Origin of the sequence: Amycolatopsis sp. NPDC058340, from assembly GCF_042723975.1 — a bacterium.
In the GTDB taxonomy this organism is placed as follows: Bacteria; Actinomycetota; Actinomycetes; order Mycobacteriales; family Pseudonocardiaceae; genus Amycolatopsis.
The window spans coordinates 208,087-228,548 of the sequence record NZ_JBHXIB010000007.1 but is presented as its reverse complement, the minus strand read 5'-3'; the positions used below and the strand labels follow the sequence as shown (position 1 = coordinate 228,548).

Genomic DNA, 20,462 nt, shown 5'->3' with positions numbered 1-20,462 from the left:
CCCCATGGGTGACAAGGTCACCGAAGTCGAGCAGCACGGTATCGCGCCGATCCCGCCCGAGGAACAGACTTCGCGTCCACGCGACCTGTTCCGGATGGCGTTCGGCGGCGCGAACACCTTCGCCACCATCATCCTCGGGACCCTCCCGATCGCCTTCGGCCTGAGCTTCTGGGCGGCGGTGGCCGCCACCGTCGCCGGTGTGGTCGTCGGCGCGCTGGTGCTCTCGCCGATGTCGTTGTTCGGCCCGCTCACCCGGACCAACAACGCGGTCTCCTCCGGCGCGCATTTCGGCGTCGTCGGCCGCTGTGTCGGGTCCTTCCTCTCCCTGCTGACGGCGATCACCTTCTTCGCCATCTCGGTCTGGGTGAGCGGCGACGCCGTCGCCGGTGCGGCACAACGGCTTTTCGGCTTCGACGGTGGCGAAGTGCTCCGTGGCGTCGCGTACGGCGTCATCGCGCTCGCCACGCTCGTGGTGTGCATCTACGGCTACCGGTTCATGCTGCTGGTGAACCGGGTCGCCGTGGTGCTGGGCACGGCGATCATGCTGCTCGGGATCGTGGCCTACGGCGGCACGTTCGATCCCGGGTTCGCCGGCACCGGCACCTACGCGCTCGGGGACTTCTGGCCGACGTGGATCCTGGCCGCGCTCACCACGATGGCGAACCCGATCTCGTTCGGCGCCTTCCTCGGCGACTGGACGCGCTACATCCCCGCGCGGCACAGCCGCCGTTCGCTGCTGGCCGCGCCGTTCCTGGCGCAGGTGGCGACGTTGCTGCCGTTCGGCTTCGGCATCGCCACCGCCACCCTGGTCGCGGATCCGGCCGACTACATCACCGGCCTGACCGCGATCTCCCCGCTCTGGTACGCGATCCCGCTGATCGTGGTCGCGCTGATCGGCGGGCTGTCCACCGGCACGACGTCGCTCTACGGGACCGGGCTGGACTTCAGCTCGATCTTCGTGAAGCTGAGCAGGGTGCAGGCGACGCTGCTGATCGGCTCGCTCAGCGTGGTGTTCATCTTCGTCGGCAATTTCGTGCTGGACATGGTCTCCAGCATCAACGCCTTCGCCACGCTGATCGTGCTGTGCACGTCGCCGTGGATGGTGATCATGATGATCGGTTTCGTGCTGCGGCGCGGGTTCTACGACCCGGACGACCTACAGGTGTTCAACCAGGGCCGCAAGGGCGGACGCTACTGGTTCACCCGCGGCGTGAACTGGCGCGCGATGGCCGCGTGGATCCCGGCGACGACGCTGGGCCTGCTGACGGCCAACACCCCGATGATCGCCGGGCCGTTCAAGGACATCGCGGGCGGCGTCGACATCAGCATGGTGGTGACGCTGTGCACGGCCGCGATCGCGTACCCCGTGCTGGTGAAGCTCTTCCCCGAGCCGCGGGAGGTCTACTCGTACGCCGAGCCTGTCGCGGAACCGGCCGTCGCGGTTTAGGCGAAACGGCGCAGCGCCCCGAGGAACACCGCGTCGAAGGCGCGGTCCGGGAGCACCCGGCGCACGAACAGGATCGGCTTCGCCCCGAAACCGGCGGCGTAGCGGGTCTTCGGGCGCCGGGCCCGGACGGCCTTCAGGATGACGTCGGCGATCACCTTCGGGTGGGATCCGCGCGCGGCCTGGTCGAAGAACTTCGCCAAGGCCTTCGCCTGCGGCGCGTACGCGGTGTCGCCCGAGGTCTTCATCAGGTTCTCGATGGCGATGTCGCCCCATTCGGTTTTGATGGCGCCGGGCTCGACCACCACGACGTCGATGCCGAACGGCTTGAGCTCCAGCCGCAGTGAGTCGCTCAGGCCCTCGACCGCGAACTTCGTCGAGTGGTACCACCCGCCGAGGGGTTCGTAGATCTTGCCGCCGATCGACGAGATGTTCACGATCTTGCCGGAACCCTGGGCGCGCATATGCGGTGTGGTCAGCTGGACGAGCCGCGCGAGCCCGAACAGGTTGACCTCGAACTGGTATTTCCCTTCCGAGAGCGGCACGTCCTCGAAGGCGCCGTACGAGCCGTAGCCGGCGTTGTTGACCAGGACGTCGATGCGGCCGGACTCCTCGATGATCCGCTCGATGCCCGCGACCATCGACGCGTCGTCGGTGACGTCCATCGCGAGGACCTTCACCCCGCGTTCGGCCAGCCCCGCCATCCGCTCGACGCGCCTCGCGGCGCCGTAGACCGTGTAGCCCGCGTCCTTCAGCGCGAGCGCCGTGGCTTCGCCGATCCCCGCGGAAGCGCCCGTGACCAGTGCGACCTTCATGTCCCTCTCCTAACTAACCGGTTGGTTGCCAATTCAGGTTGCCACACCCCTGACTGGCTGTCAACCAACCAGTTAGTTAGACTGAGTCACATGGTCAGGGACAAGGAAGCGACCAAGCGGAAACTGCTGGACGCGGCGACGACGGAGTTCGCGACGTACGGCATCGCCGGCGCCAGGGTGGATCGCATCGCGAAGAACGCGGGCGCGAACAAGGCGCTGATCTACGCCTACTTCTGCAGCAAGGAAGAGCTCTTCGAAAAGGTCATCCAGGAGCAGGTGGACCTCGCCATCCGGACGCTCACGATCACTCCCGAAGACCTGCCCGGCTACGCGGGGAAGCTGTTCGACCGCTACCTCGAACATCCCCATCTCCTCCGGCTCATGGGCTGGCTTCGGCTGGAGAACGGCTTCGACGCGACGCCGGAGGCCGAGGTCCGGGCGCACGCGGACAAGGTCGCCGCGGTCCGGGAGGCGCAACGCGCGGGCACCGTGCCGGACCACTTCGACGCCGAGGAACTGCTGAGCCTCGTCGTGCACCTGTCGATCCTCGGGTTCTCCTCCCCCACCGCGACCCGCGACCTCGTCGTCCGCGCGGTCGGCCGGATCGTGGGCGGCTGAAGGACGCTTTCCCCGCATGTCATGCGAGGAAAGCGTCCTTCACCGCGTCCGATGCGGGGAAAGTCCCCTTCAGCGCCGCGTGTCCTCCGGCGCCGGCGTCCGGCTCGCCAGCTTCGCCGACCACTCGGTCACCCGCCGCGCCACGTCCTGCGCGGTGAGCCCGACGCGGGCCAGCACCTCCTCGCGAGAACCGTGGTCGTGGAACATCTGCGGCACCGCGAGATCCCGCAGCGGCACGTCGCATTCGGCGTCACGGAACAACGCGGCCAGCGCGGAGCCGAAGCCACCGTGCCGCCCGCTGTCCTCGACGGTCACGACGAGCTTGTGCTGCTCGGCCAGCGCCACCAGTTCGGCCGGGGCCGGGACGACCCAGCGCGGGTCCACCACGGTCACGCCGATGCCCTGATCCGCCAGCCGGTCCGCGGCGGCGAGCCCGAGCATCGCGAACGCGCCCACCGCGACGAGCAGGACGTCGGCCTCGCCGGTGGGCTTGCGCAGCACGTCCACCGTGCCGACGCGTTCCACGGCGGGCACCGAGTCGATCACGCCGCCCTTGGAGAACCGCAGCGCGGTCGGCCCGTCCTCGACCGCAACGGCCTCCCGCAGCTCCTCGCGGAGCGTGCCGGCGTCACGCGGAGCGGCGACCCGCATCCCGGGCACCATGCCCAGCAGCGAAAGGTCCCACATCCCGTGATGGCTGGGGCCGTCCGGGCCGGTGATGCCCGCGCGGTCCAGCACCAGCGTCACCGGCTGGCGGTGCAGCGCGACGTCCATCAGGACCTGGTCGAACGCCCGGTTCAGGAAGGTCGAGTAGACGGCGACCACGGGGTGCTTGCCGCCCATCGCGAGCCCGGCGGCCGAGGTCACCGCGTGCTGCTCGGCGATCCCGACGTCGTACCAGCGGTCGGGGTACGCCTCGGCGAACTTGTGCAGCCCGGTCGAGCGCAGCATGGCCGCGGTGATCGCGACGACGTCCTCGCGGTCGGCGCCGATCTTGACCAGTTCGTCGGCGAAGACCCCGGTCCAGCTCGGGCCCTTGACCGGCGGGAGGCCGGTTTCCGGGTCGATCGGGTCGGTCTGGTGCATCTGGTCGGCCTGGTTGGTGACCGCGGGCTCGTAGCCGTGGCCCTTCTCGGTGACCACGTGCACGATGACCGCGCCGCCGAAGTCGCGGGCGCTCTGGAACGCCTTCTCCAGCGCGACGAGGTCGTGCCCGTCGACCGGGCCGAGGTACTTGAGGCCGAGGTCGGAGAACATCATCTGCGGGCTCAGCGCGTCCTTGAGACCCGCCTTCGCCGCGTGCAGCGCCGCGTAGATCGGCTTGCCGACGACGGGCGTGTGCCGCAGCAACTCCTTGCCGCGGTCCAGCACGCGCTCGTAGCCCGGCTTGAGCCGCAGCGACGCGAGGTGGTCCGCGACGCCGCCGATGGTCGGCGAGTAGGAGCGGCCGTTGTCGTTGATGACGATGACGACCGGGCGGCGCGGGTTCGCGGCGATGTTGTTGAGCGCCTCCCAGCACATGCCGCCGGTCAGCGCGCCGTCGCCGACGACGGCGATCGCGTGCCTGCCACCGCCTTCGAGCTCGAACGCCTTCGCCAGGCCGTCCACATAGGACAGTGCGGTCGAGGCGTGGCTGTTCTCGACGAGGTCGTGCTCGCTCTCGCAGCGTGCCGGGTAGCCGGTGAGGCCGCCGAGCTGGCGCAGCTTGCCGAAGCCGTCATGACGGCCGGTGACGATCTTGTGCACGTACGCCTGGTGGCCGACGTCCCACACGATCGCGTCGTCCGGTGAATCGAAGACACGGTGCAGCGCCATGGTCAGCTCGACCACACCCAGGTTCGGGCCGAGGTGACCACCGGCGAGCCGCACCTTCTCGACGAGGAAGTCCCGGATCTCCGCGGCCAGCTCGCCGAGCTGGTCCTGGTTCATCCGCTTCAAGTCGGCCGGTCCGTGCACGGACTCGAGCAACGTCACTCTCCCACCTCGCCTGGTTCCTCTTCCGCCGTTCCGACCAGTCTACGGAGGTCGCCTGAGAGCCTTCCGTCCGCCGCGTCACGGGTCACATGTCAGAAAATCACCACTCGACACCCAAGGGTGTGAACATGGTCTCTTTTGCCAAGTAGCGGTCACGTCGGGTGGCCGCGATAATCGCTGATCGACGGTTGAGCAGGAGCCCGGTTGGAGAGGCTTGATGGCGGATTTTTTCATCGGTGGCGAATGGGTCGACGCGGTCGGCGGTGGTCGCCGGGAGATCCGCTGCCCCGCCGACGGGTCGCTGGTCGCGGAAGTCGCCGAAGGCACCCGTGAAGACACCGAAGCGGCCATCGCCGCCGCACGGAAGGCGTTCGACACCGGCCCGTGGCCACAGACGCCCGCCCCACAGCGCGGTGACCTGCTGCTGAAGGCGGCCGACCTGCTCGACCGCGACGCCGCGGCCTTCGCCCGCGCCGAGTCGCTCGACACCGGGAAACGGCTGGTCGAGAGCGAGTACGACATGGCCGACATCGCCGCGTGCCTGCGCTACTTCGGCAAGCTCGCCGCGAACGACGCGGGCCGCGTGGTCGACACCGGCAACCCGGACGCGTTCAGCCGGATCGTGCACGAGCCGGTCGGTGTCTGCGGGCTGATCACGCCGTGGAACTACCCGCTCCTGCAGACCATCTGGAAGGTCGCCCCCGCGCTCGCGGCGGGCAACACCTTCGTCCTCAAGCCCAGCGAGCTGACCCCGCACACCTCGATCATGCTGATGAAGCTGCTGACCGAGGCCGGCCTCCCCGGCGGGGTCGCGAACCTCGTGCTCGGCGCCGGCGCGCAGGCCGGGGCCCCGCTGTCCGAGCATCCCGACGTCGACCTCGTGTCGTTCACCGGCGGCCTCGCGACCGGCAAGATCATCGCCGCGTCCGCCGCCGCGACCATCAAGAAGGTCGCGCTGGAGCTGGGCGGCAAGAACCCGAACGTCGTCTTCGCGGACTCGGATTTCGACACCGCCGTCGACTACGCGCTGACCGCGGTGTTCCTGCACTCCGGGCAGGTCTGCTCGGCGGGTGCGCGGCTGATCGTCCAGGAGGAGTGGCATGACAGGTTCGTCGACGAACTCGTCCGCCGCGCCGAGCTGATCCGACTGGGTGGACCTTTCGACCCGAAGGCTGAAACCGGGCCGCTGATCTCGGCCGCCCATTTGGAAAAGATCGAACGCTACGTCGCCGCCGCGCTCGAAGAGGGCGCCGTCCTGCGCACCGGCGGCAAACGCCCCGACGATCGCGAACTCGCGAAGGGGCACTACTACCTGCCGACCATCCTCGACAACGTGAAGCAGGGCAGCAGCGCCGTGGTCGACGAATCGTTCGGCCCGGTGCTCACCGTCGAGACCTTCACCGACGAGGACGACGCCGTCCGCATCGCCAACGACACCCACTACGGCCTCGCCGGCGCGGTGTTCACCTCGGACGCCTCCCGCGCGCAGCGGGTCGCGAACCGGCTGCGGCACGGCACGATCTGGATCAACGACTTCCACCCGTATCTGCCGCAGGCGGAATGGGGCGGCTACAAACAGTCCGGCTTCGGGCGCGAACTCGGCCCGACCGGGCTCGCCGAGTACACGGAGGCGAAACACATCTACCAGAACCTCCGGCCCGCTCCACAGCGCTGGTTCTCCGGGGAGCCCGCGTCCAACTGAAGAGGGGAAAATTGCCGATGAGCAATCCTTCCGACGACGGCTTGGCCGGTTTCGGCTACAAACAGGAACTCGAAAGAACGCTCGGCAATTTCCACACCTTCGCCGCCGGGATCAGCTACATCTCGATCCTGACGGGGACCTTCCAGCTGTTCTACTTCGGCTTCAGCTTCGGCGGTCCGGCGTACTGGTGGTCGTGGCCGATGGTGTTCGTCGGCCAGCTGATGGTGGCGCTGTCGTTCGCCGAGCTGGCCGCGCACTATCCGGTCGCCGGTTCGATCTACAACTGGTCGAAACGGCTCGGCAGCCCGCACGTCGCCTGGATGGCCGGGTGGATGATGCTCACCGCGTCGATCGTCAGCATCGCCGCGGTCGCGCTCGCGTACCAGATCACGCTCCCCCAGATCTCGTCGTTCTTCTCCTTCTCGGGCGACAGCGCGGTGAACGCGGTCATCCTGGGTACGGCGCTGATCGTGTTCACGACGCTGGTGAACGCCTGGGGCGTCAAGCTGATGGCGCGGATCAACAGCGCCGGGGTGTTCATCGAACTGATCGCCGCGGTCCTGCTGATCGTCGCGCTCGCGGTGAACATCACACGCGGTCCCGAGGTCGTCATGCAGACCAACAACACCGGCGCCGACCAGCCGTGGGGATACTTCGGGGCGTTCCTGGTCGCCTCGCTCGCGTCGACCTACGTCATGTACGGCTTCGACACCGCCAGCTCGCTCGGCGAGGAATCGCACGACCCGCGCAAGAACGCGCCCAAGGCGATCCTGCGCGCGCTGATCGCGTCGTTCGTCATCGGCGGGCTCATCCTGATCCTCGCGCTGATGGCCGTCGGCGACATCAACAACCCGGAGATCTCGACCGGTGGGCTCCAGTTCATCGTGCTGGACGTCCTCGGCAGCACGATCGGCACGATCTTCCTGCTGGCGGTCGTCATCGCGATCACCGTGTGCAATCTCGCCGTCCAATCGGCGGCGATCCGGATGATGTTCGCGATGGGCCGCGACAACAACCTCCCCGCCGGGAAGCATCTGGCGAGGGTGTCACCGAAGACGAAGACACCGGTGATCCCCGCGATCGTGTCCGGCGTGATCGCGGTGCTGATCCTGGTGGTCAACGTCGGCCAGCCGCAGATCTTCACGGTGATCACCAGTATCGGCATCATCATGATCTACCTGGCGTACCTGCTGGTCACCGTGCCGATGCTGGTCAAGCGCTTCCGCGGGCAGTGGCCGCCCCCGAAGGTGGCGGGCACCAAGTATTTCTCGCTCGGCAAACTGGGGCTGCCGGTCAACATCCTCGGCGTGCTGTGGGGCGGCGCGATCGTGGTGAACCTGGCCTGGCCGCGGCGTGAGGTCTACAACGCGACCGAGCCGTATCACTGGTACCTCGAATGGGGGGCCGTGCTGTTCGTCGGCGCGGTGGCGGTCGTCGGTTTCGCGTATTACTGGTTCGTCCTGCGGCACAAGAGCGGCGTTCTTGCCGATCACGCCGCGGAAGCACTTCCCGAGGAGGCAGCACAGTGACCGGAGAGTTCGACTACATCGTCGTCGGCGGCGGGACGGCGGGTTCGGTGGTCGCGGCGAGACTCTCGGAAGACCCGGACGTCACCGTGGCGCTCCTGGAAGCGGGTCCGTCCGATGTGGACGATCCGGCGGTGCTGGAGCTCACGAAGTGGATGGCCCTGCTGGAATCCGGCTACGACTGGGACTATCTGGTGGAGCCGCAGGAATCCGGCAACTCGTTCCTGCGCCATGCCCGCGCACGGGTGCTCGGCGGCTGCTCGTCGCACAACTCGTGCATCGCGTTCTGGGCACCGGCGGAAGACCTCGACGAATGGGCGTCGCTCGGCCTGCCCGGCTGGTCTTCGAAGGATATTTTCCCGCTGTACAAGCGTCTTGAGACCAACGACGGCCCCGGTGACCACCACGGCCGCTCGGGTCCGGTGACCATCCGCTCGGTGCCGCCGAACGACCCGACCGGCGTCGCGCTGCTGCAGGCGTGCGAGCAGGCGGGGATCCCGAGGACGGAGTTCAACTCGGGCAAGACCGTGACACACGGGGCGAACTGGTTCCAGATCAACGCGCGCGAGGACGGCACGCGGTCGTCGGCGTCGGTGTCGTACCTGCACCCGATCATCGGCAAACGGCCGAATCTGGAGATCATCACCGGTGCCCGCGTCCGGCGGCTGCTGTTCGACGGCAAACGCTGCACCGGCGCGGAATACCTCGCCGACGACCTGATCCACGGCGTCCGGCTGCGCGCGCGGCGCGAGGTGATCCTGTCTTCGGGCGCGATCGACACCCCGAAACTCCTGATGCTGTCCGGGATCGGCCCCGCCGAGCATCTGCGCGAGGTCGGCGTGGACGTGCTGGTCGACTCCCCCGGCGTCGGCGAGAACCTGCAGGATCACCCCGAAGGCGTCATCCAGTGGGACGCGCTGCAGCCGATGACTACCGAATCCACGCAATGGTGGGAGATCGGCATCTTCACCACCACGGAAGACGGCCTCGACCGGCCGGACCTGATGTTCCACTACGGCTCGGTGCCGTTCGACATGAACACCCTCCGGCAGGGATATCCCACCACGGAGAACGGTTTCTGCCTGACCCCGAACGTCACCCGGTCACGGTCGACCGGCACCGTGCGGCTGCGCAGCCGCGACTACCGGGACAAGCCGAAGGTGGACCCGCGGTACTTCACCGACGAACACGACATGCGTGTGATGACCTACGGCATCAAACTCGCGCGCAAGATCGCCGAACAGCCCGCGCTCGACGAATGGGCGGGCACGGAACTGGCGCCCGGCAAGGACGTCAAGACCGACGACGAGATCGCGGACTACCTGCGCAAGACGCACAACACGGTCTATCACCCCTCGTGCACCGCGAAAATGGGCGGCGACGGCGACCCGATGGCCGTCCTGGACGCCCGGCTGCGCGTGCGCGGCGTCGAAGGCCTGCGGGTCGCCGACGGTTCGGCGATGCCGTACCTGGTCGCGGTGAACCCGTGCATCACGACGATGGCGATCGGTGAGAAGTGCGCGGACATGCTGAAGGAGGACGCGCGCTCCTAGGACTCGCTCGTTCGGCCCCCTGGTTTCGGCCAGGGGGCCTTTTCGTGCCCGGAAAACCGGTGGAGCGGCCGCCGCCGGGCCATTACCGTGCTGCCGGACCACGTCGCCGAGCCCGAGGGCCTGCCGTTGTACACCCTGTGAGACCTCCCGAGCGCTGATTTCGCCGCGCGTCGCGCCTTTCGCGCCGCGTCTCCTGTTGCTGCGGATTTCTCACTGAACGGGTGTGCTTCCCATGCTCGAAAACTGGGTGGTCGTTCCCACCTGCCTTCCTTTCGTCCTCCGCCGTTGCCACGCCTGCGGGTCCGGGCGTTTCCGGGCGAACGGCAAATTCCGGGTCAACGCCAACCACAAACTCCTCGATGTCTGGCTTCTCGTGCTCTGCGACGGGTGCGGGAACACCGCGAAACTCACGATCCTGGAGCGGGTGAACGTGCGCTCCGTCCGGCCTGAGTTGCTGGACCGGCTGCACGAGAACGACCTGGGATTGGCGGCCGGACTGCTCCAGGATCCGGCCGTGCTCCGCCGCAACCACGTCTCTCTCGACTGGGACGGCGCCTGGCGGCTCGATACCGGCTCTACATGTCATGAGGACTTTCGCGATGTCTCGGTTCGCTTCGAGGCTCGCATTCCGCTCCGGCCCGTGCGGCTGATCGCCGAAGGGTGCGGTCTTTCGCGGGGCGAGGTCGAGAGGCTGATCGAGGCGGGGAAGGTGGTTTCGGCGGTGCGGTTCCGTGGAAAGGTGTCCGGGGACTTCACTTTCACACTGAAACGCTGACCTTGGGTCTCGTGAGTGGTAAGGACGGTTCTAACCGTCCTTACCACTCACGAGGACGCGGCACCGCACTCACGTGATCAGCGGCGTAACTCGCGTGATCGAAGGCGGAACTCGCGTGATCAGCAGCGGAACACCCGAGTGCGGCCTCCAAGCACGCGAGTGACGTCCCTGATCACGGGAGTCACGCCTCCGATCACGCCGCGCAGTAGGGGATGGAGACCTTAGCACCTTTAGTGTCGCGAAGAGGCTTTCGCGACACGCTGACCTCCCGTCCGCCCCCTTCACGAATCGCGAGAGTCACGACGCACAGCACTCAAATCACTCATCAGTGGCAAATGGGCAATTACCATTGTCGCTTAAAATCACGAATGATTCCTGGGGTGTTTTCCGGTAATATGGAGACGTGCCCGAGACGACCATTCCCGAACTGCCGCAGGAACTGTGGCGCGCCGGCAAGCTGGAGCTTGCCCACGGCGTGACGCACCTGCTGCAGGTGATACGGGTGGCCTCCGCCGGGCTGGGGAAGTACCTGGCGGAGGTCGAGTCGCGGGGCGCGGAAGACTTGTTCGGCTATGGGAGCGCCGCATCATGGCTCGCCGATGTCGCGCGGATCTCCAAGGGCGACGCGCAAGACATGGTGAACCGGGCCCTGGCCTTGAACCCCGCTCCGAGCGTCGGCGGTGAGGGTGCCGTGTTCGCGCCCGCGACCGCCGCCGCGGCCGACGACGGCGCGCTCGGGGAGCAGCATATCGACCTGATCCTGGAGATCCTGCGCAAGATCCCCTCCGACGTGCCTGCGGAGGAACGAGCCGGGGCCGAGCAGACCCTCGCCCGTCACGCCGGACCGAAAGAGATCGCCGAGGTCGGAGCCGACCTGCTCGCACACCTCGACCCCGACGGGAAGGAGCCGAAAGACCCCGAGCCCGCCCCGCCGCGCCGCGAGGTGTTCGTCGAGCGCCGCAAGGACGGCTTCTGGAAGCTCTCCGGGCTCCTGGACCCCGAGACCGGCGCCCGCACCGCGGCCGCGCTGGACGCCTACGCGGCGAAGCGGCCGGTCGACGAGTTCGGCCAGGCCGACCACCGCACCCTGCCTCAGCGCCGGGGCGACGCGTGGGCCGAACTCCTCGACCTCGCCATCGCCTGCCCCGACCAACCGGGCACGTCCGGCTACCGCACACTGGTGCACGTGACCGTCGGGCTCGATGCCCTGAAGACCGGGCTCGGGACGGCGTGCCTCGACTTCGTCGGCCGGATCACCGCCCGCGAAGCCCGGTTGGCCGCCTGCGACTGCCTGATGGTCCCGGTGGTGCTCGGCGCCGCCGGCGAACCCCTCGATGTCGGACGGATGAAACGCTTCGTCACCCCCGGCCAACGCCGGGCCCTGAACATCCGCGACGGCGGCTGCGCTTTCCCTGGCTGCCACCGAGCGCCGAAGCATTGCCACGCCCACCATATCCGGCACTGGGCCGACGGCGGCCCGACCGACCTGCGGAACCTGGTCCTGCTTTGTTCCTTCCACCACCGGCTCGTCCACCACGGTGACTGGCAGGTCCGGATGACTCCCGAGGGGATACCGGAATTCGTGCCGCCCCAATACCTCGACCCGCTACAGGTGCCACGGCGCAATACCATCCACCGCGTCGTGACCTGACCCTCGCCCCACCCCGAGGAGCCCGCCGGCCGCACCGGCGACGGGCTCCTCGGCATGCCCATCGCCCGAAACATCAAATCGAAACAACGGCCGGAGTACCCCGGTCACCGGTGATCTGCTCCAGCGCCCACGCTTTGCCGAACTCCGCCAGCGCCGGCCCAGACCAGTAGGCGCGAATCCTGATTCCGGACCACAGCGGCATTTTCGGCCCACCCAGCGTTCCGTGGCTGACCTGGACGCGAACCGCGCCTTCCAGCCACGTGAAGACGAAGTGGGCGTACATGAACATCCATGCCTGCCTGCCCATCGCGTCCCGCACGAGCACCGGACCTTCGGACTGGTACGGCGCCGTGTAGATGACCTGCTTCCGGCCGTTGCGGTAGCTGATCTCCTGAGCGGTGACACCCGGAGGAAGCATCAACGGTTCCACTCGGTCAGTCCTCCACAATGGTGATCGTGCCGTGCCCGTCGCAGCCGGCACAGCCTTTTCCGTCGCAATCACCACATACCGAAGTAAGATAATCCATGATCCGGAAATCCGTTCGCGTCGAAGAGAAGTGCCCGAAGTACCCGAATTACCTCGTGAGCACGAAACTCAAGTTAGCGAGCACGACAACACCCGGACAAGCCGAACGAAGCCACTCCATTCCGACGGATTACAAATCCCGAGTTATTGCAACAACGCAACACATTCGACGTGGTGCGTCATCGGGAACGCGTCGAAAGCCCGCAGATCCACCAGCCCGTATCCGTGCTCCTTGAACAGCGCGATGTCGCGCGCCAAGGCGGCCGGGTCGCACGCCACGTAGACGATCCGGTCCGGGGATCCCTCCACAATGGACTCCACGACGGCCTTGCCCGCACCCTTGCGCGGCGGGTCGAGGACGACGACGTCCACCGGTTTCGGGGCGTCGGCCAGCAGGTGTTCGACGCGGCCGGAGCGCCAGCGGACCTGCGGGAGGTCGGCCAGGTTCTCCTCGCCGTCGGCGACGGCACGGCGGCCGGATTCGATGGCCAGGACGCGTCCACGCGGGCCGACCTGCGAAGCGAGCACGGACGCGAAGAGGCCGACGCCGGCATACAGGTCCCAGGCCACGCCGTCGCGCGGCGCCTCCGCCCATTCCGCGACGACGGCGGCGAGCACGTCCGCGGCGGCCGGGTGGACCTGCCAGAAGCCGTGGGCGTCCAGGCGCCAGTCGCGGCCGGCGGCGTGCTGCACGGCGATACCGCCCGCCAGCTGCCGCGACCGGGTCTTCCCGTGGACCGTCGACAGGTCGCGAAGGTGCACCTGTCCCTCGCCGTCCTTGGTGACCTCGATCTCGCTGCCGGGCCGCCAGTTGCGCGACACGACGTCGTCGAGCGCGCCGGGGACGGTGATCGGGCAGTCGTCGACCGGGATCACGCGGTGACTGTGGTGTGCCCGGAAACCCGCCTTGCCGTCCTTGCCCGCGACGAGCCGCACCCGGCTGCGCCAGTCCAGCGGGCCGCCGTCGAGCGCTTCGACGACGACGTCGCGCTCGATCCCGGCGAGCCGCTTCAGCTGCTCCATGACCACGGCGGCCTTGAGTTCACGCTGATGTTCGGGCCTGGCGTGCTGCCAGTCGCAGCCGCCGCACTCCCCCGGCGCCGCGAGCGGGCACGGCGGCTCGACGCGGTCCGGGGATGCTTCCAGGATCTCGATCGCGTCGGCACGGCAGAACGAGCCGCCCTTGTCCTCGGTGACCGAGGCCAGGACCCGCTCGCCGGGCAGCGCGTGCCGCACGAACACGACCCGGCCCTCCGTCCGTGCGACGCAGTGCCCGCCGTGCGCGACCGCGCCGACCTCCAGCTCGATCGTTCGTCCGAGCCAGGTGCCGGTCGACGCGTCCACACTCATTCTGCTTTGTCCTTCTTCGTTTCGGGTTGCTTCACGACCGGGGAGAACCCGCGTCGCACGTCGCCGGCCGCCGGACGTGCCTTCCGGTCGCGTTTGATCGCCTTTTCCGACGATTCGAGCTGCCACGGCACACTGGTCACCATGACGCCGGGCTGGAACAGGAGTCGTCCCTTCAGCCGCAGGGCGCTCTGGTTGTGCAGGACCTGCTCCCACCAGTGCCCGACCACGTATTCGGGGATGAACACGGTCACCACGTTGCGCGGATTGTCGCCGCGGACCCGCTTCACGTAGTCCAGCACCGGTTTCGTGATCTCGCGGTACGGCGATTCGATCACCTTCAGCGGCACCTTGAAATTGTGGTCGTCCCATTCCTGGACGAGTTTGCGCGTTTCGACGTCGTCGACGTTCACCGTGACGGCTTCGAGTACGTCGGGCCGCACCGCCTTGGCGTAGGAGACCGCGCGCAGGGTCGGCAGGTGCAGTTTCGAAATCAGCACGATCGCGTGGTTGCGCGAGGGCAATACGGCCGGTTTCCGGTCCATTTCGCGCAATTCCTCGGCGACCCGGTCGTAGTGTTTCCGGATCGCGGTCATCAGCACGTAGATCGCCACCATCGCCGCGATCGCGATCCAGGCGCCGAGCAGGAACTTCGTCACCAGCACGATGATCAGCACGGTGCCGGTCATGGTGAGGCCGATCGCGTTGACCGTCTGCGAACGCCGCATCCGCCGCCGCACCGCCGGATCGGTTTCCCTGGCGAGCAAGCGGTTCCAGTGCCGGATCATGCCGGCCTGGCTGACCGTGAAGGAGACGAACACCCCCACGATGTAGAGCTGGATGAGCTTCGTGACCTCGGCGTCGAACGCGATGATCAGCACCAGCGCGAACGCCGACAGGAACAGGATGCCGTTGGAGAAGGCCAGCCGGTCGCCCCGGGTGTGCAGCTGACGCGGCAGGTAGCGGTCCTGCGCGAGGATCGAGCCGAGCACCGGGAAACCGTTGAACGCGGTGTTCGCGGCCAGCAGCAGGATGATGCCGGTGGCGAAGGAGATGTAGTAGAACGCCGGGGTGAAATCGGCGAACACCGCCTGCGCGATCTGCGCGACGATCGTCTTCTGCTCGTAGCCCGCCGGAGTGCCGGTGAGCTGTGTCTCCGGGTGCTCGGCGAATTTGACGTCGGTGATGATCGCCAGCGTGATGATGCCGACCAGCATCGTCACCGCGAGCACGCCCATCATCAGCAGGGTGGTCGCCGCGTTCTTCGATTTCGGTTTCTGGAACGCCGGGACACCGTTGCTGATCGCCTCGACCCCGGTCAGCGCCGCCGCACCGGAGGAGAATGTGCGCAGCAACAGGAAGAAGAAGGCGAAACCGGTCAAAGAGGCTTCTTCGTGCAGCTGGAAGTCCGCGCTCTCGGCCCGCATGTCGGCTCCGGAGGCCGCCTCGATCAGGCCCCAGATCACCATGCCGAGGATGCCGATGATGAACCCGTAGGTCGGGATCGCGAACGCTTTGCCCGATTCGCGTACTCCGCGCAGATTCAGCGCGGTCAGCACGACCACGATGATGACCGCGGCGATCACCTTGTGCTGCGCCACCCACGGAATGGCCGACCCGATGTTCGCCACGCCGGACGACGTCGACACCGCGACGGTGAGCACGTAGTCGACCAGCAGCGCGCTGGCGACGGTGAGGCCGAATTTGCCGCCCAGGTTGGTGTTCGCGACTTCGTAGTCACCGCCACCGCTGGGATAGGCGTGCACGTTCTGCCGGTAGGACGCCACCACGACCAGCATGACGAGCGCGACGGCGACGCCGATCCACGGCGCGAACGCGTACGCCGACAACCCGGCGACACTGAGGGTCAAAAAGATTTCCTCAGGCGCGTACGCGACGCTCGACAACGCGTCGGACGCGAAAATCGGCAGCGCGATGCGCTTCGGCAGCAGCGTATGCGAGAGGCGGTCACTCCGGAATGGACGTCCGAGGACGAGCCGCTTCAATACGGTCGGGAACTTCGACACCACGGAAGACTAACGGTCGGCCCCCAAGGTAGGTTCGGCGCTGGTATGTCTGGGTACCTGCGGACGGGTGAACGTCCGACGACGAAGGAGGCAGGGCGTGCACGTGGTGATCATGGGATGCGGCCGGGTAGGCGCATCCCTGGCCGCGGCGCTGGAGCGGCTGGGGCACGAAGTCGCCATCATCGACAAGACCCAGCAGGCGTTCCGGCGGCTCGGCAGTGATTTCCACGGTCAGCAGGTGGTCGGCGTCGGCTTCGACCGGCAGGTGCTGATCGAGGCCGGGATCGAACGCGCGGGGGCTTTCGCGGCGGTGTCCAGCGGCGACAACTCCAACATCATCTCGGCACGGGTGGCCAGGGAGAACTTCGGCATCGACAAGGTCGTCGCCCGGATCTACGACCACAAACGGGCGGCGGTCTACGAACGGCTCGGCATCCCGACCGTGGCGACCGTGCCGTGGACGACCGACCGGTTCCTGCGCACCCTGCTCCCCGACGGCGTCGCTTCGGAGTGGCGCGATCCGTCGGGCAGTGTGGCGCTGTTGCAGCTCCCGCTGAACGAGGGCTGGGTCGGGCACAGCGTGCGCGATCTCCAGGACACCACCGGCGCGCGGGTCGCGTTCATCATGCGGTTCGGCACCGCCGTGCTGCCCGACACCAAGGCCGTGATCCAGGCGGACGACGTCGTGTACGTCGCCGCGAAATCAGGCACTGTCAGCGACGTGACGAGCGTCGCCGCTCGCGAACCGGAAGAGGAGAACTGATGCGGGTCGCGATTGCCGGGGCCGGGGCGGTCGGCCGGTCGATCGCCGCGGAGCTGATCGACGGGCGCCACCAGGTGATGCTCATCGAACGCGAGGCCGACCAGTTCGAGCCGCATACCGTCGAGCAGGCGGACTGGGTGCTGGGTGACGCGTGCGAGGTCTCGATCCTCGAGGAGTCCGGGATCGAGGAGTGCGACGTCGTGATCGCCGCGACGGGCGACGACAAGGCGAATCTGGTGGTCTCGCTGCTCGCGAAGACCGAGTTCGCGGTGCGCCGGGTGGTGGCGCGGGTCAACAACCCGGCCAACGAATGGCTCTTCAACGACGCCTGGGGCGTCGACGTCGCCGTCTCGACCCCGCGGATGCTCGCGGCGATGGTCGAGGAGGCGGTGAGCGTCGGCGATCTGGTGCGGCTGATGACGTTCCGGCAGAGCCAGGCGAACCTCGTGGAACTCACCCTCCCGGAGGAGACGCCGCTCGCGGGCAAGGCGGTCAGCGAGATCAATCTGCCACGGGACGCGGCGCTGGTCACCATCCTGCGTGGCGACCGCGTGATCGTGCCGCAGCCCGAGGACCCGCTGGAGCCGGGTGACGAGCTGCTGTTCGTGGCGACGTCGGACGTGGAACCGGAGATCCGGACCGCGCTGGGTTATTAGTTCTCCGTGGCGGGCGCCTGCGCGTACTTCGCGCGCAGGCGGGCCTCGACCTCTTCGTCGGTCTCTTCGCGCGGCGCCTCTTCGGCCAGCGCCTTGAGGTGCTTGTCCGATCGCCGCACCGCCCAGACGACGGTGAGCAGGCCGAGCGCGTACAGCGGGTAGCCCATCGCGATCTTCGCGAAGGCCAGCCAACCGGTGTAGTCCTCGTCGTACAGCCAGCGCTGCACGACGAACCGGGCACCGAAGATCAGCGCCATGGCGGCGGTCGCGATCGAGTAGGAGATCAGCGACTTCTTGTCCTTGCGCCAGGCGTGGCCGCTGCCGTTGAGCGCGTTCCACACCACGCCGGCCAGCGGCCAGCGGACGACGATCGAAAGCACGAAGACACCGCAGTAGACCAGGCTCGTCCATATGCCGAACAGGAAGAAGCCCTTGGCCGAACCGGTCCGGTAGGCGATGAACGCCGCGATCGCGACGCCGAAGAACCCGGAGATCGCGGGCTGCAGCGGCTCCTTGCGCACGATCCGCAGCACCGTGATCGCCACCGCGCTGCCCACCGCGGCCCAGATCCCCACCGTGAGCCCGAAGATCGCGTTCGCGATCACGAACACGATCACCGGCAGCGAGGAATAGAACAGACCGGACAGTCCGCCCATCTGTTCCAGCAGGGTGGGCTGGGGCTTCTTGTCTTCGGTCTTCTCTTCGCCGCCGACGGGTTCAGTCACGATGCGGGATCAACTCACAGGGCTCTGAAGTTCGTAATAGGGGTTGTAAAGCACCTTCTGACCATCACGTTCGGCCATCCGGCCGCGCACCTTGATGGTTCGCCCGGGTTCGATCCCGGGGATCCGGCGGCGTCCGAGCCAGATTAGCGTCACACCCTGTGTGCCGTCGAACAGCTCGGCCTGCAGGGTCGCCGCCTCGTTGGTCGGGCAGAGCTCCACGCTGCGGAGTCTGCCGAGCACCGTCACCTCTTGTCCCGACCGGCAGTCGCAGGCGCGCTGCGCTCCGCCGGCCTCGGATTTTTCGGACAGATCGTCGGCGTCGAGATCCTCGACGTCGCTGGTCAGCTTGCGGACCAGCCGGCTGAAGTAGCCGCCGTCTTTGGCGGACATAACGGTGCTCCTGTGCTCCGGGGCCCCCGACTCGAACGGCCCGTGCGTAATCCAGCGTAACTGTGCTCGGACCAGGACAACGGGTTTGGGAGAAGATCGCAACGTGACCTCCGCTATTCCGCCTACGACGGCAGTAGTACTCCCCGGCACCGGGTCCGACGAAGTGTTCGTGCGCGCCGTGTTCGCCGGTCCGCTGCGGGCGCTCGGCATCCGGCTGATCGCGCCGCCCCCGCCCCCTGGTGACCGGCTCGCGGACGGCTATCTGGCCGAGCTGGACAGGCTCGCCGTCGAGCACGGTCCGCTGCTCGTCGGCGGCATCTCGTTCGGGGCGCACCTCTCGGCGGAGTGGGCGGCGCGAAATCCTGGCCACTGCACCGGCCTGCTGGCCGCGCTCCCGGCCTGGAACGGCCCGGCCGGACGTGCGCCCGCGTCGCTCGCCGCGCGGCTGTCAGCGGATCTGGTGGCCGAAAACGGGGTCGACGGCGCGCTGGCGGAATCCTCCGACGGCGTCCCGGCATGGCTCGCGGCGGAACTCGGCCGCGCGTGGCGGCGGCACGGCGCCGGGCTGGCGGCGAGCCTGCGGACGGCGGCGGCCCGTCCCGCGCCGTCGCTCGAAGACCTGAAGGGCCTCGATGTACCCGCGGGGATCGGCGCGTGCGCGGACGATCCGATCCACCCGGCGGCCATCGCCCGCGCCTGGGCGGACGCCCTGCCGCGCGCCGAGGTCGGCGAGTCGACGCTCACCGCCCTCGGCGCGGACCGGGAGTCACTGGGCCGGGCGACCGTGCTGGCCTGGCTGAGGGTGCTTTAACCCTGCTGTTCGGCGATGTGCTGCGCGACGGCGTCGGGCAGCGTGATGGTCAGCGGGGTGCGGACCGGCATCGGCGCGTCACCGCGGTCGACGATGGTGTGGCGCACGATCTCCCGCAGCACGGCGGGCGCCTGCGACGCCTGCGACTGCGGGCCCGCGATGACACCGCGGAGCATCCAGCGCGGGCCGTCGACCCCGACGAACCGCAGCGCGACGTCACCGACGATCGCGGACAGCTCCAGCCCCCACTCCCCCATGCCGACCGAGACCTTGGCGCCGTCGGCACGGAGCTGCTCGGTGAGCTCGGTGCTGACGTCCTTCCACAGTCCTCCGGACCGGGGCGCCGCGTAGCCACTGACGGTGATCTGGCCCTGCTCGGTGACGACGTGGACCGCGCGGACGCCGCCGCTCTCCGGGTCCATCTCGACCTGGACCTGGGAACCGTCGGGCACCGGGACCTTCACCGAGCCGAGGTCGATCCTCGGGATGCCGTCCTCGGGCGCGTCGGCGAGGTCGAAGGGGCCGTCGGAGGTCTCCGACAGCTGCGACTCGATCTCGTCGGCGTCGTCGGCAGCGCTGTCGGGGCGCTCCTCGACCTCGGGCGCGGCGTGCCGTCCGGTCGGCTTCGCGCGCTTGCGTCCGAAAATCCCCACTAGTTCTCCGTTCCTTCCCTGGCTCCGGCTCCCAGTGTGGCGTGTCCGCCCGTGGAGCCATACCCTCCCTGGCCGCGCTCGGACGGCTCGAGCTCGGCGACCTCGACGAACTCGGCCTGTTCGACCCGTTGCACGACCAGTTGCGCGATCCGGTCGCCGCGGGTGAGCACGACCTTCTCGGAGAGATCATGGTTGATCAGGCAGACGCGGATCTCACCGCGGTACCCGGAGTCGATCGTGCCCGGGGTGTTGACGACCGAGAGGCCGACGCGGGCGGCGAGACCCGAGCGCGGGTGGACGAAGCCCGCGTAGCCGGGCGGCAGCGCGATCGCGACGCCCGTGCCGACCACGCCGCGTTCACCGGGCGCGAGCACGAGATCCGAGGTGGTGACGAGGTCGGCGCCCGCGTCGCCGGGGCGCGCGTAGGCGGGGAGGGGGACCGAAGGATCGATCCGGGAAAGCAGTACCTGAACGGTGGACACGGGCGGCGAGACTACCCTGAAGAG

19 protein-coding genes are annotated in these 20,462 nt (G+C 68.1%); 10 read left to right on the top strand and 9 right to left on the bottom strand.

All coding sequences use genetic code 11. The annotated features are described in order from the left end of the window. Nucleotides 1-4: 4 nt before the first annotated feature. Nucleotides 5-1,447, top strand: coding sequence for a purine-cytosine permease family protein (locus ACFWIW_RS12475; protein ID WP_378368519.1), 1,443 nt, complete (start codon nt 5-7; stop codon nt 1,445-1,447). On the opposite strand, the gene ACFWIW_RS12470 is transcribed toward ACFWIW_RS12475, so the two are convergent. Further along, nucleotides 1,444-2,259: an oxidoreductase gene (locus ACFWIW_RS12470; RefSeq protein WP_378368518.1), complete on the bottom strand. Its 816-nt coding sequence runs from the start codon at nt 2,257-2,259 to the stop codon at nt 1,444-1,446. The genes ACFWIW_RS12475 and ACFWIW_RS12470 overlap by 4 nt on opposite strands. Before the next feature lie 90 nt (nt 2,260-2,349). Here ACFWIW_RS12470 and ACFWIW_RS12465 point away from each other — a divergent pair, with 90 nt between their 5' ends. Continuing rightward, nucleotides 2,350-2,877 (top strand): TetR family transcriptional regulator, encoded by a 528-nt coding sequence (locus ACFWIW_RS12465; RefSeq protein ID WP_378368517.1) that lies wholly within the window; start codon nt 2,350-2,352, stop codon nt 2,875-2,877. A gap of 69 nt (nt 2,878-2,946) precedes the next feature. Here ACFWIW_RS12465 and dxs read toward each other — a convergent pair whose 3' ends face one another. Further along, entirely contained in the window at nt 2,947-4,851 is a 1,905-nt protein-coding gene (gene dxs / locus ACFWIW_RS12460) for a 1-deoxy-D-xylulose-5-phosphate synthase (protein ID WP_378368516.1), read from the bottom strand. Nucleotides 4,852-5,068: 217 nt separating this feature from the next. Between dxs and ACFWIW_RS12455 the strand changes: the two genes are divergently transcribed. The 5 genes from ACFWIW_RS12455 (at nt 5,069) to ACFWIW_RS12435 (ending at nt 12,058) form a co-directional block, all read left to right on the top strand. After that, nucleotides 5,069-6,553, top strand: a complete 1,485-nt coding sequence (locus ACFWIW_RS12455; RefSeq protein ID WP_378368515.1) for an aldehyde dehydrogenase family protein — start codon at nt 5,069-5,071, stop codon at nt 6,551-6,553. 17 nt (nt 6,554-6,570) lie between these two features. Then, nucleotides 6,571-8,082 carry an APC family permease gene (locus ACFWIW_RS12450; RefSeq protein WP_378368514.1) on the top strand — a complete coding sequence of 504 codons (1,512 nt, stop codon included), beginning with the start codon at nt 6,571-6,573 and terminating at the stop codon, nt 8,080-8,082. Further along, on the top strand, nt 8,079-9,632 hold the full coding sequence (locus ACFWIW_RS12445) for a GMC family oxidoreductase (RefSeq protein WP_378368513.1): 1,554 nt from the start codon (nt 8,079-8,081) through the stop codon (nt 9,630-9,632). Before ACFWIW_RS12450 ends, ACFWIW_RS12445 begins: the two co-directional genes overlap by 4 nt. 232 nt (nt 9,633-9,864) lie before the next feature. After that, the gene (locus ACFWIW_RS12440; RefSeq protein ID WP_378368512.1) at nt 9,865-10,407 is read left to right on the top strand and encodes a DUF1062 domain-containing protein; all 543 of its coding nucleotides are present in this window, start codon (nt 9,865-9,867) and stop codon (nt 10,405-10,407) included. A gap of 403 nt (nt 10,408-10,810) precedes the next feature. Next, on the top strand, nt 10,811-12,058 hold the full coding sequence (locus ACFWIW_RS12435; RefSeq protein WP_378368511.1) for a DUF222 domain-containing protein: 1,248 nt from the start codon (nt 10,811-10,813) through the stop codon (nt 12,056-12,058). A 73-nt stretch (nt 12,059-12,131) separates the two neighbouring features. On the opposite strand, the gene ACFWIW_RS12430 is transcribed toward ACFWIW_RS12435, so the two are convergent. From ACFWIW_RS12430 to ACFWIW_RS12420, 3 genes are all read right to left on the bottom strand, one after another. Beyond that, a complete protein-coding gene (locus ACFWIW_RS12430; protein ID WP_378368510.1) occupies nt 12,132-12,476 on the bottom strand; it encodes a hypothetical protein in 345 nt (114 codons plus the stop codon). 252 nt (nt 12,477-12,728) lie between these two features. After that, nucleotides 12,729-13,934 (bottom strand): class I SAM-dependent RNA methyltransferase, encoded by a 1,206-nt coding sequence (locus ACFWIW_RS12425; RefSeq protein ID WP_378368509.1) that lies wholly within the window; start codon nt 13,932-13,934, stop codon nt 12,729-12,731. Beyond that, entirely contained in the window at nt 13,931-15,958 is a 2,028-nt protein-coding gene (locus ACFWIW_RS12420; protein ID WP_378368508.1) for an APC family permease, read from the bottom strand. Before ACFWIW_RS12420 ends, ACFWIW_RS12425 begins: the two co-directional genes overlap by 4 nt. Before the next feature lie 97 nt (nt 15,959-16,055). On the opposite strand from ACFWIW_RS12420, the gene ACFWIW_RS12415 reads away from it, so the two are divergent. Both ACFWIW_RS12415 and ACFWIW_RS12410 read left to right on the top strand, forming a co-directional pair. Beyond that, a complete protein-coding gene (locus tag ACFWIW_RS12415) occupies nt 16,056-16,721 on the top strand; it encodes a TrkA family potassium uptake protein (protein WP_016332962.1) in 666 nt (221 codons plus the stop codon). Next, nucleotides 16,721-17,377 (top strand): TrkA family potassium uptake protein, encoded by a 657-nt coding sequence (locus tag ACFWIW_RS12410; RefSeq protein ID WP_016332961.1) that lies wholly within the window; start codon nt 16,721-16,723, stop codon nt 17,375-17,377. The genes ACFWIW_RS12415 and ACFWIW_RS12410 overlap by 1 nt, the downstream gene beginning before the upstream one ends. Here ACFWIW_RS12410 and ACFWIW_RS12405 read toward each other — a convergent pair. Further along, nucleotides 17,374-18,102, bottom strand: coding sequence for a DUF3159 domain-containing protein (locus ACFWIW_RS12405; protein WP_378368507.1), 729 nt, complete (start codon nt 18,100-18,102; stop codon nt 17,374-17,376). The two genes, ACFWIW_RS12410 and ACFWIW_RS12405, sit on opposite strands and share 4 nt — an antisense overlap. A 9-nt stretch (nt 18,103-18,111) precedes the next feature. Continuing rightward, a complete protein-coding gene (locus ACFWIW_RS12400; RefSeq protein WP_034316985.1) occupies nt 18,112-18,492 on the bottom strand; it encodes an OB-fold nucleic acid binding domain-containing protein in 381 nt (126 codons plus the stop codon). 103 nt (nt 18,493-18,595) lie between these two features. On the opposite strand from ACFWIW_RS12400, the gene ACFWIW_RS12395 reads away from it, so the two are divergent. Then, the gene (locus ACFWIW_RS12395) at nt 18,596-19,303 is read left to right on the top strand and encodes an alpha/beta fold hydrolase (protein WP_378368506.1); all 708 of its coding nucleotides are present in this window, start codon (nt 18,596-18,598) and stop codon (nt 19,301-19,303) included. Here the strand turns inward: ACFWIW_RS12395 and ACFWIW_RS12390 are convergent. Both ACFWIW_RS12390 and dut read right to left on the bottom strand, forming a co-directional pair. Beyond that, nucleotides 19,300-19,956: a DUF3710 domain-containing protein gene (locus ACFWIW_RS12390; RefSeq protein ID WP_378368505.1), complete on the bottom strand. Its 657-nt coding sequence runs from the start codon at nt 19,954-19,956 to the stop codon at nt 19,300-19,302. The two genes, ACFWIW_RS12395 and ACFWIW_RS12390, sit on opposite strands and share 4 nt — an antisense overlap. Further along, nucleotides 19,956-20,438 (bottom strand): dUTP diphosphatase, encoded by a 483-nt coding sequence (gene dut, locus ACFWIW_RS12385; RefSeq protein WP_378368504.1) that lies wholly within the window; start codon nt 20,436-20,438, stop codon nt 19,956-19,958. Before dut ends, ACFWIW_RS12390 begins: the two co-directional genes overlap by 1 nt. Nucleotides 20,439-20,462 lie beyond the last annotated feature (24 nt).

Bases quoted from the DNA above. Each gene is read 5' to 3' on its own strand.
- ACFWIW_RS12475 (WP_378368519.1), top strand. From the start codon at position 5: ATGGGTGACAAGGTCACCGAAGTCGAGCAGCACGGTATCGCGCCGATC.
- ACFWIW_RS12470 (WP_378368518.1), bottom strand. From the start codon at position 2,259: ATGAAGGTCGCACTGGTCACGGGCGCTTCCGCGGGGATCGGCGAAGCC.
- ACFWIW_RS12465 (WP_378368517.1), top strand. From the start codon at position 2,350: ATGGTCAGGGACAAGGAAGCGACCAAGCGGAAACTGCTGGACGCGGCG.
- ACFWIW_RS12455 (WP_378368515.1), top strand. From the start codon at position 5,069: ATGGCGGATTTTTTCATCGGTGGCGAATGGGTCGACGCGGTCGGCGGT.
- ACFWIW_RS12450 (WP_378368514.1), top strand. From the start codon at position 6,571: ATGAGCAATCCTTCCGACGACGGCTTGGCCGGTTTCGGCTACAAACAG.
- ACFWIW_RS12440 (WP_378368512.1), top strand. From the start codon at position 9,865: ATGCTCGAAAACTGGGTGGTCGTTCCCACCTGCCTTCCTTTCGTCCTC.
- ACFWIW_RS12430 (WP_378368510.1), bottom strand. From the start codon at position 12,476: ATGCTTCCTCCGGGTGTCACCGCTCAGGAGATCAGCTACCGCAACGGC.
- ACFWIW_RS12425 (WP_378368509.1), bottom strand. From the start codon at position 13,934: ATGAGTGTGGACGCGTCGACCGGCACCTGGCTCGGACGAACGATCGAG.
- ACFWIW_RS12410 (WP_016332961.1), top strand. From the start codon at position 16,721: ATGCGGGTCGCGATTGCCGGGGCCGGGGCGGTCGGCCGGTCGATCGCC.
- ACFWIW_RS12400 (WP_034316985.1), bottom strand. From the start codon at position 18,492: ATGTCCGCCAAAGACGGCGGCTACTTCAGCCGGCTGGTCCGCAAGCTG.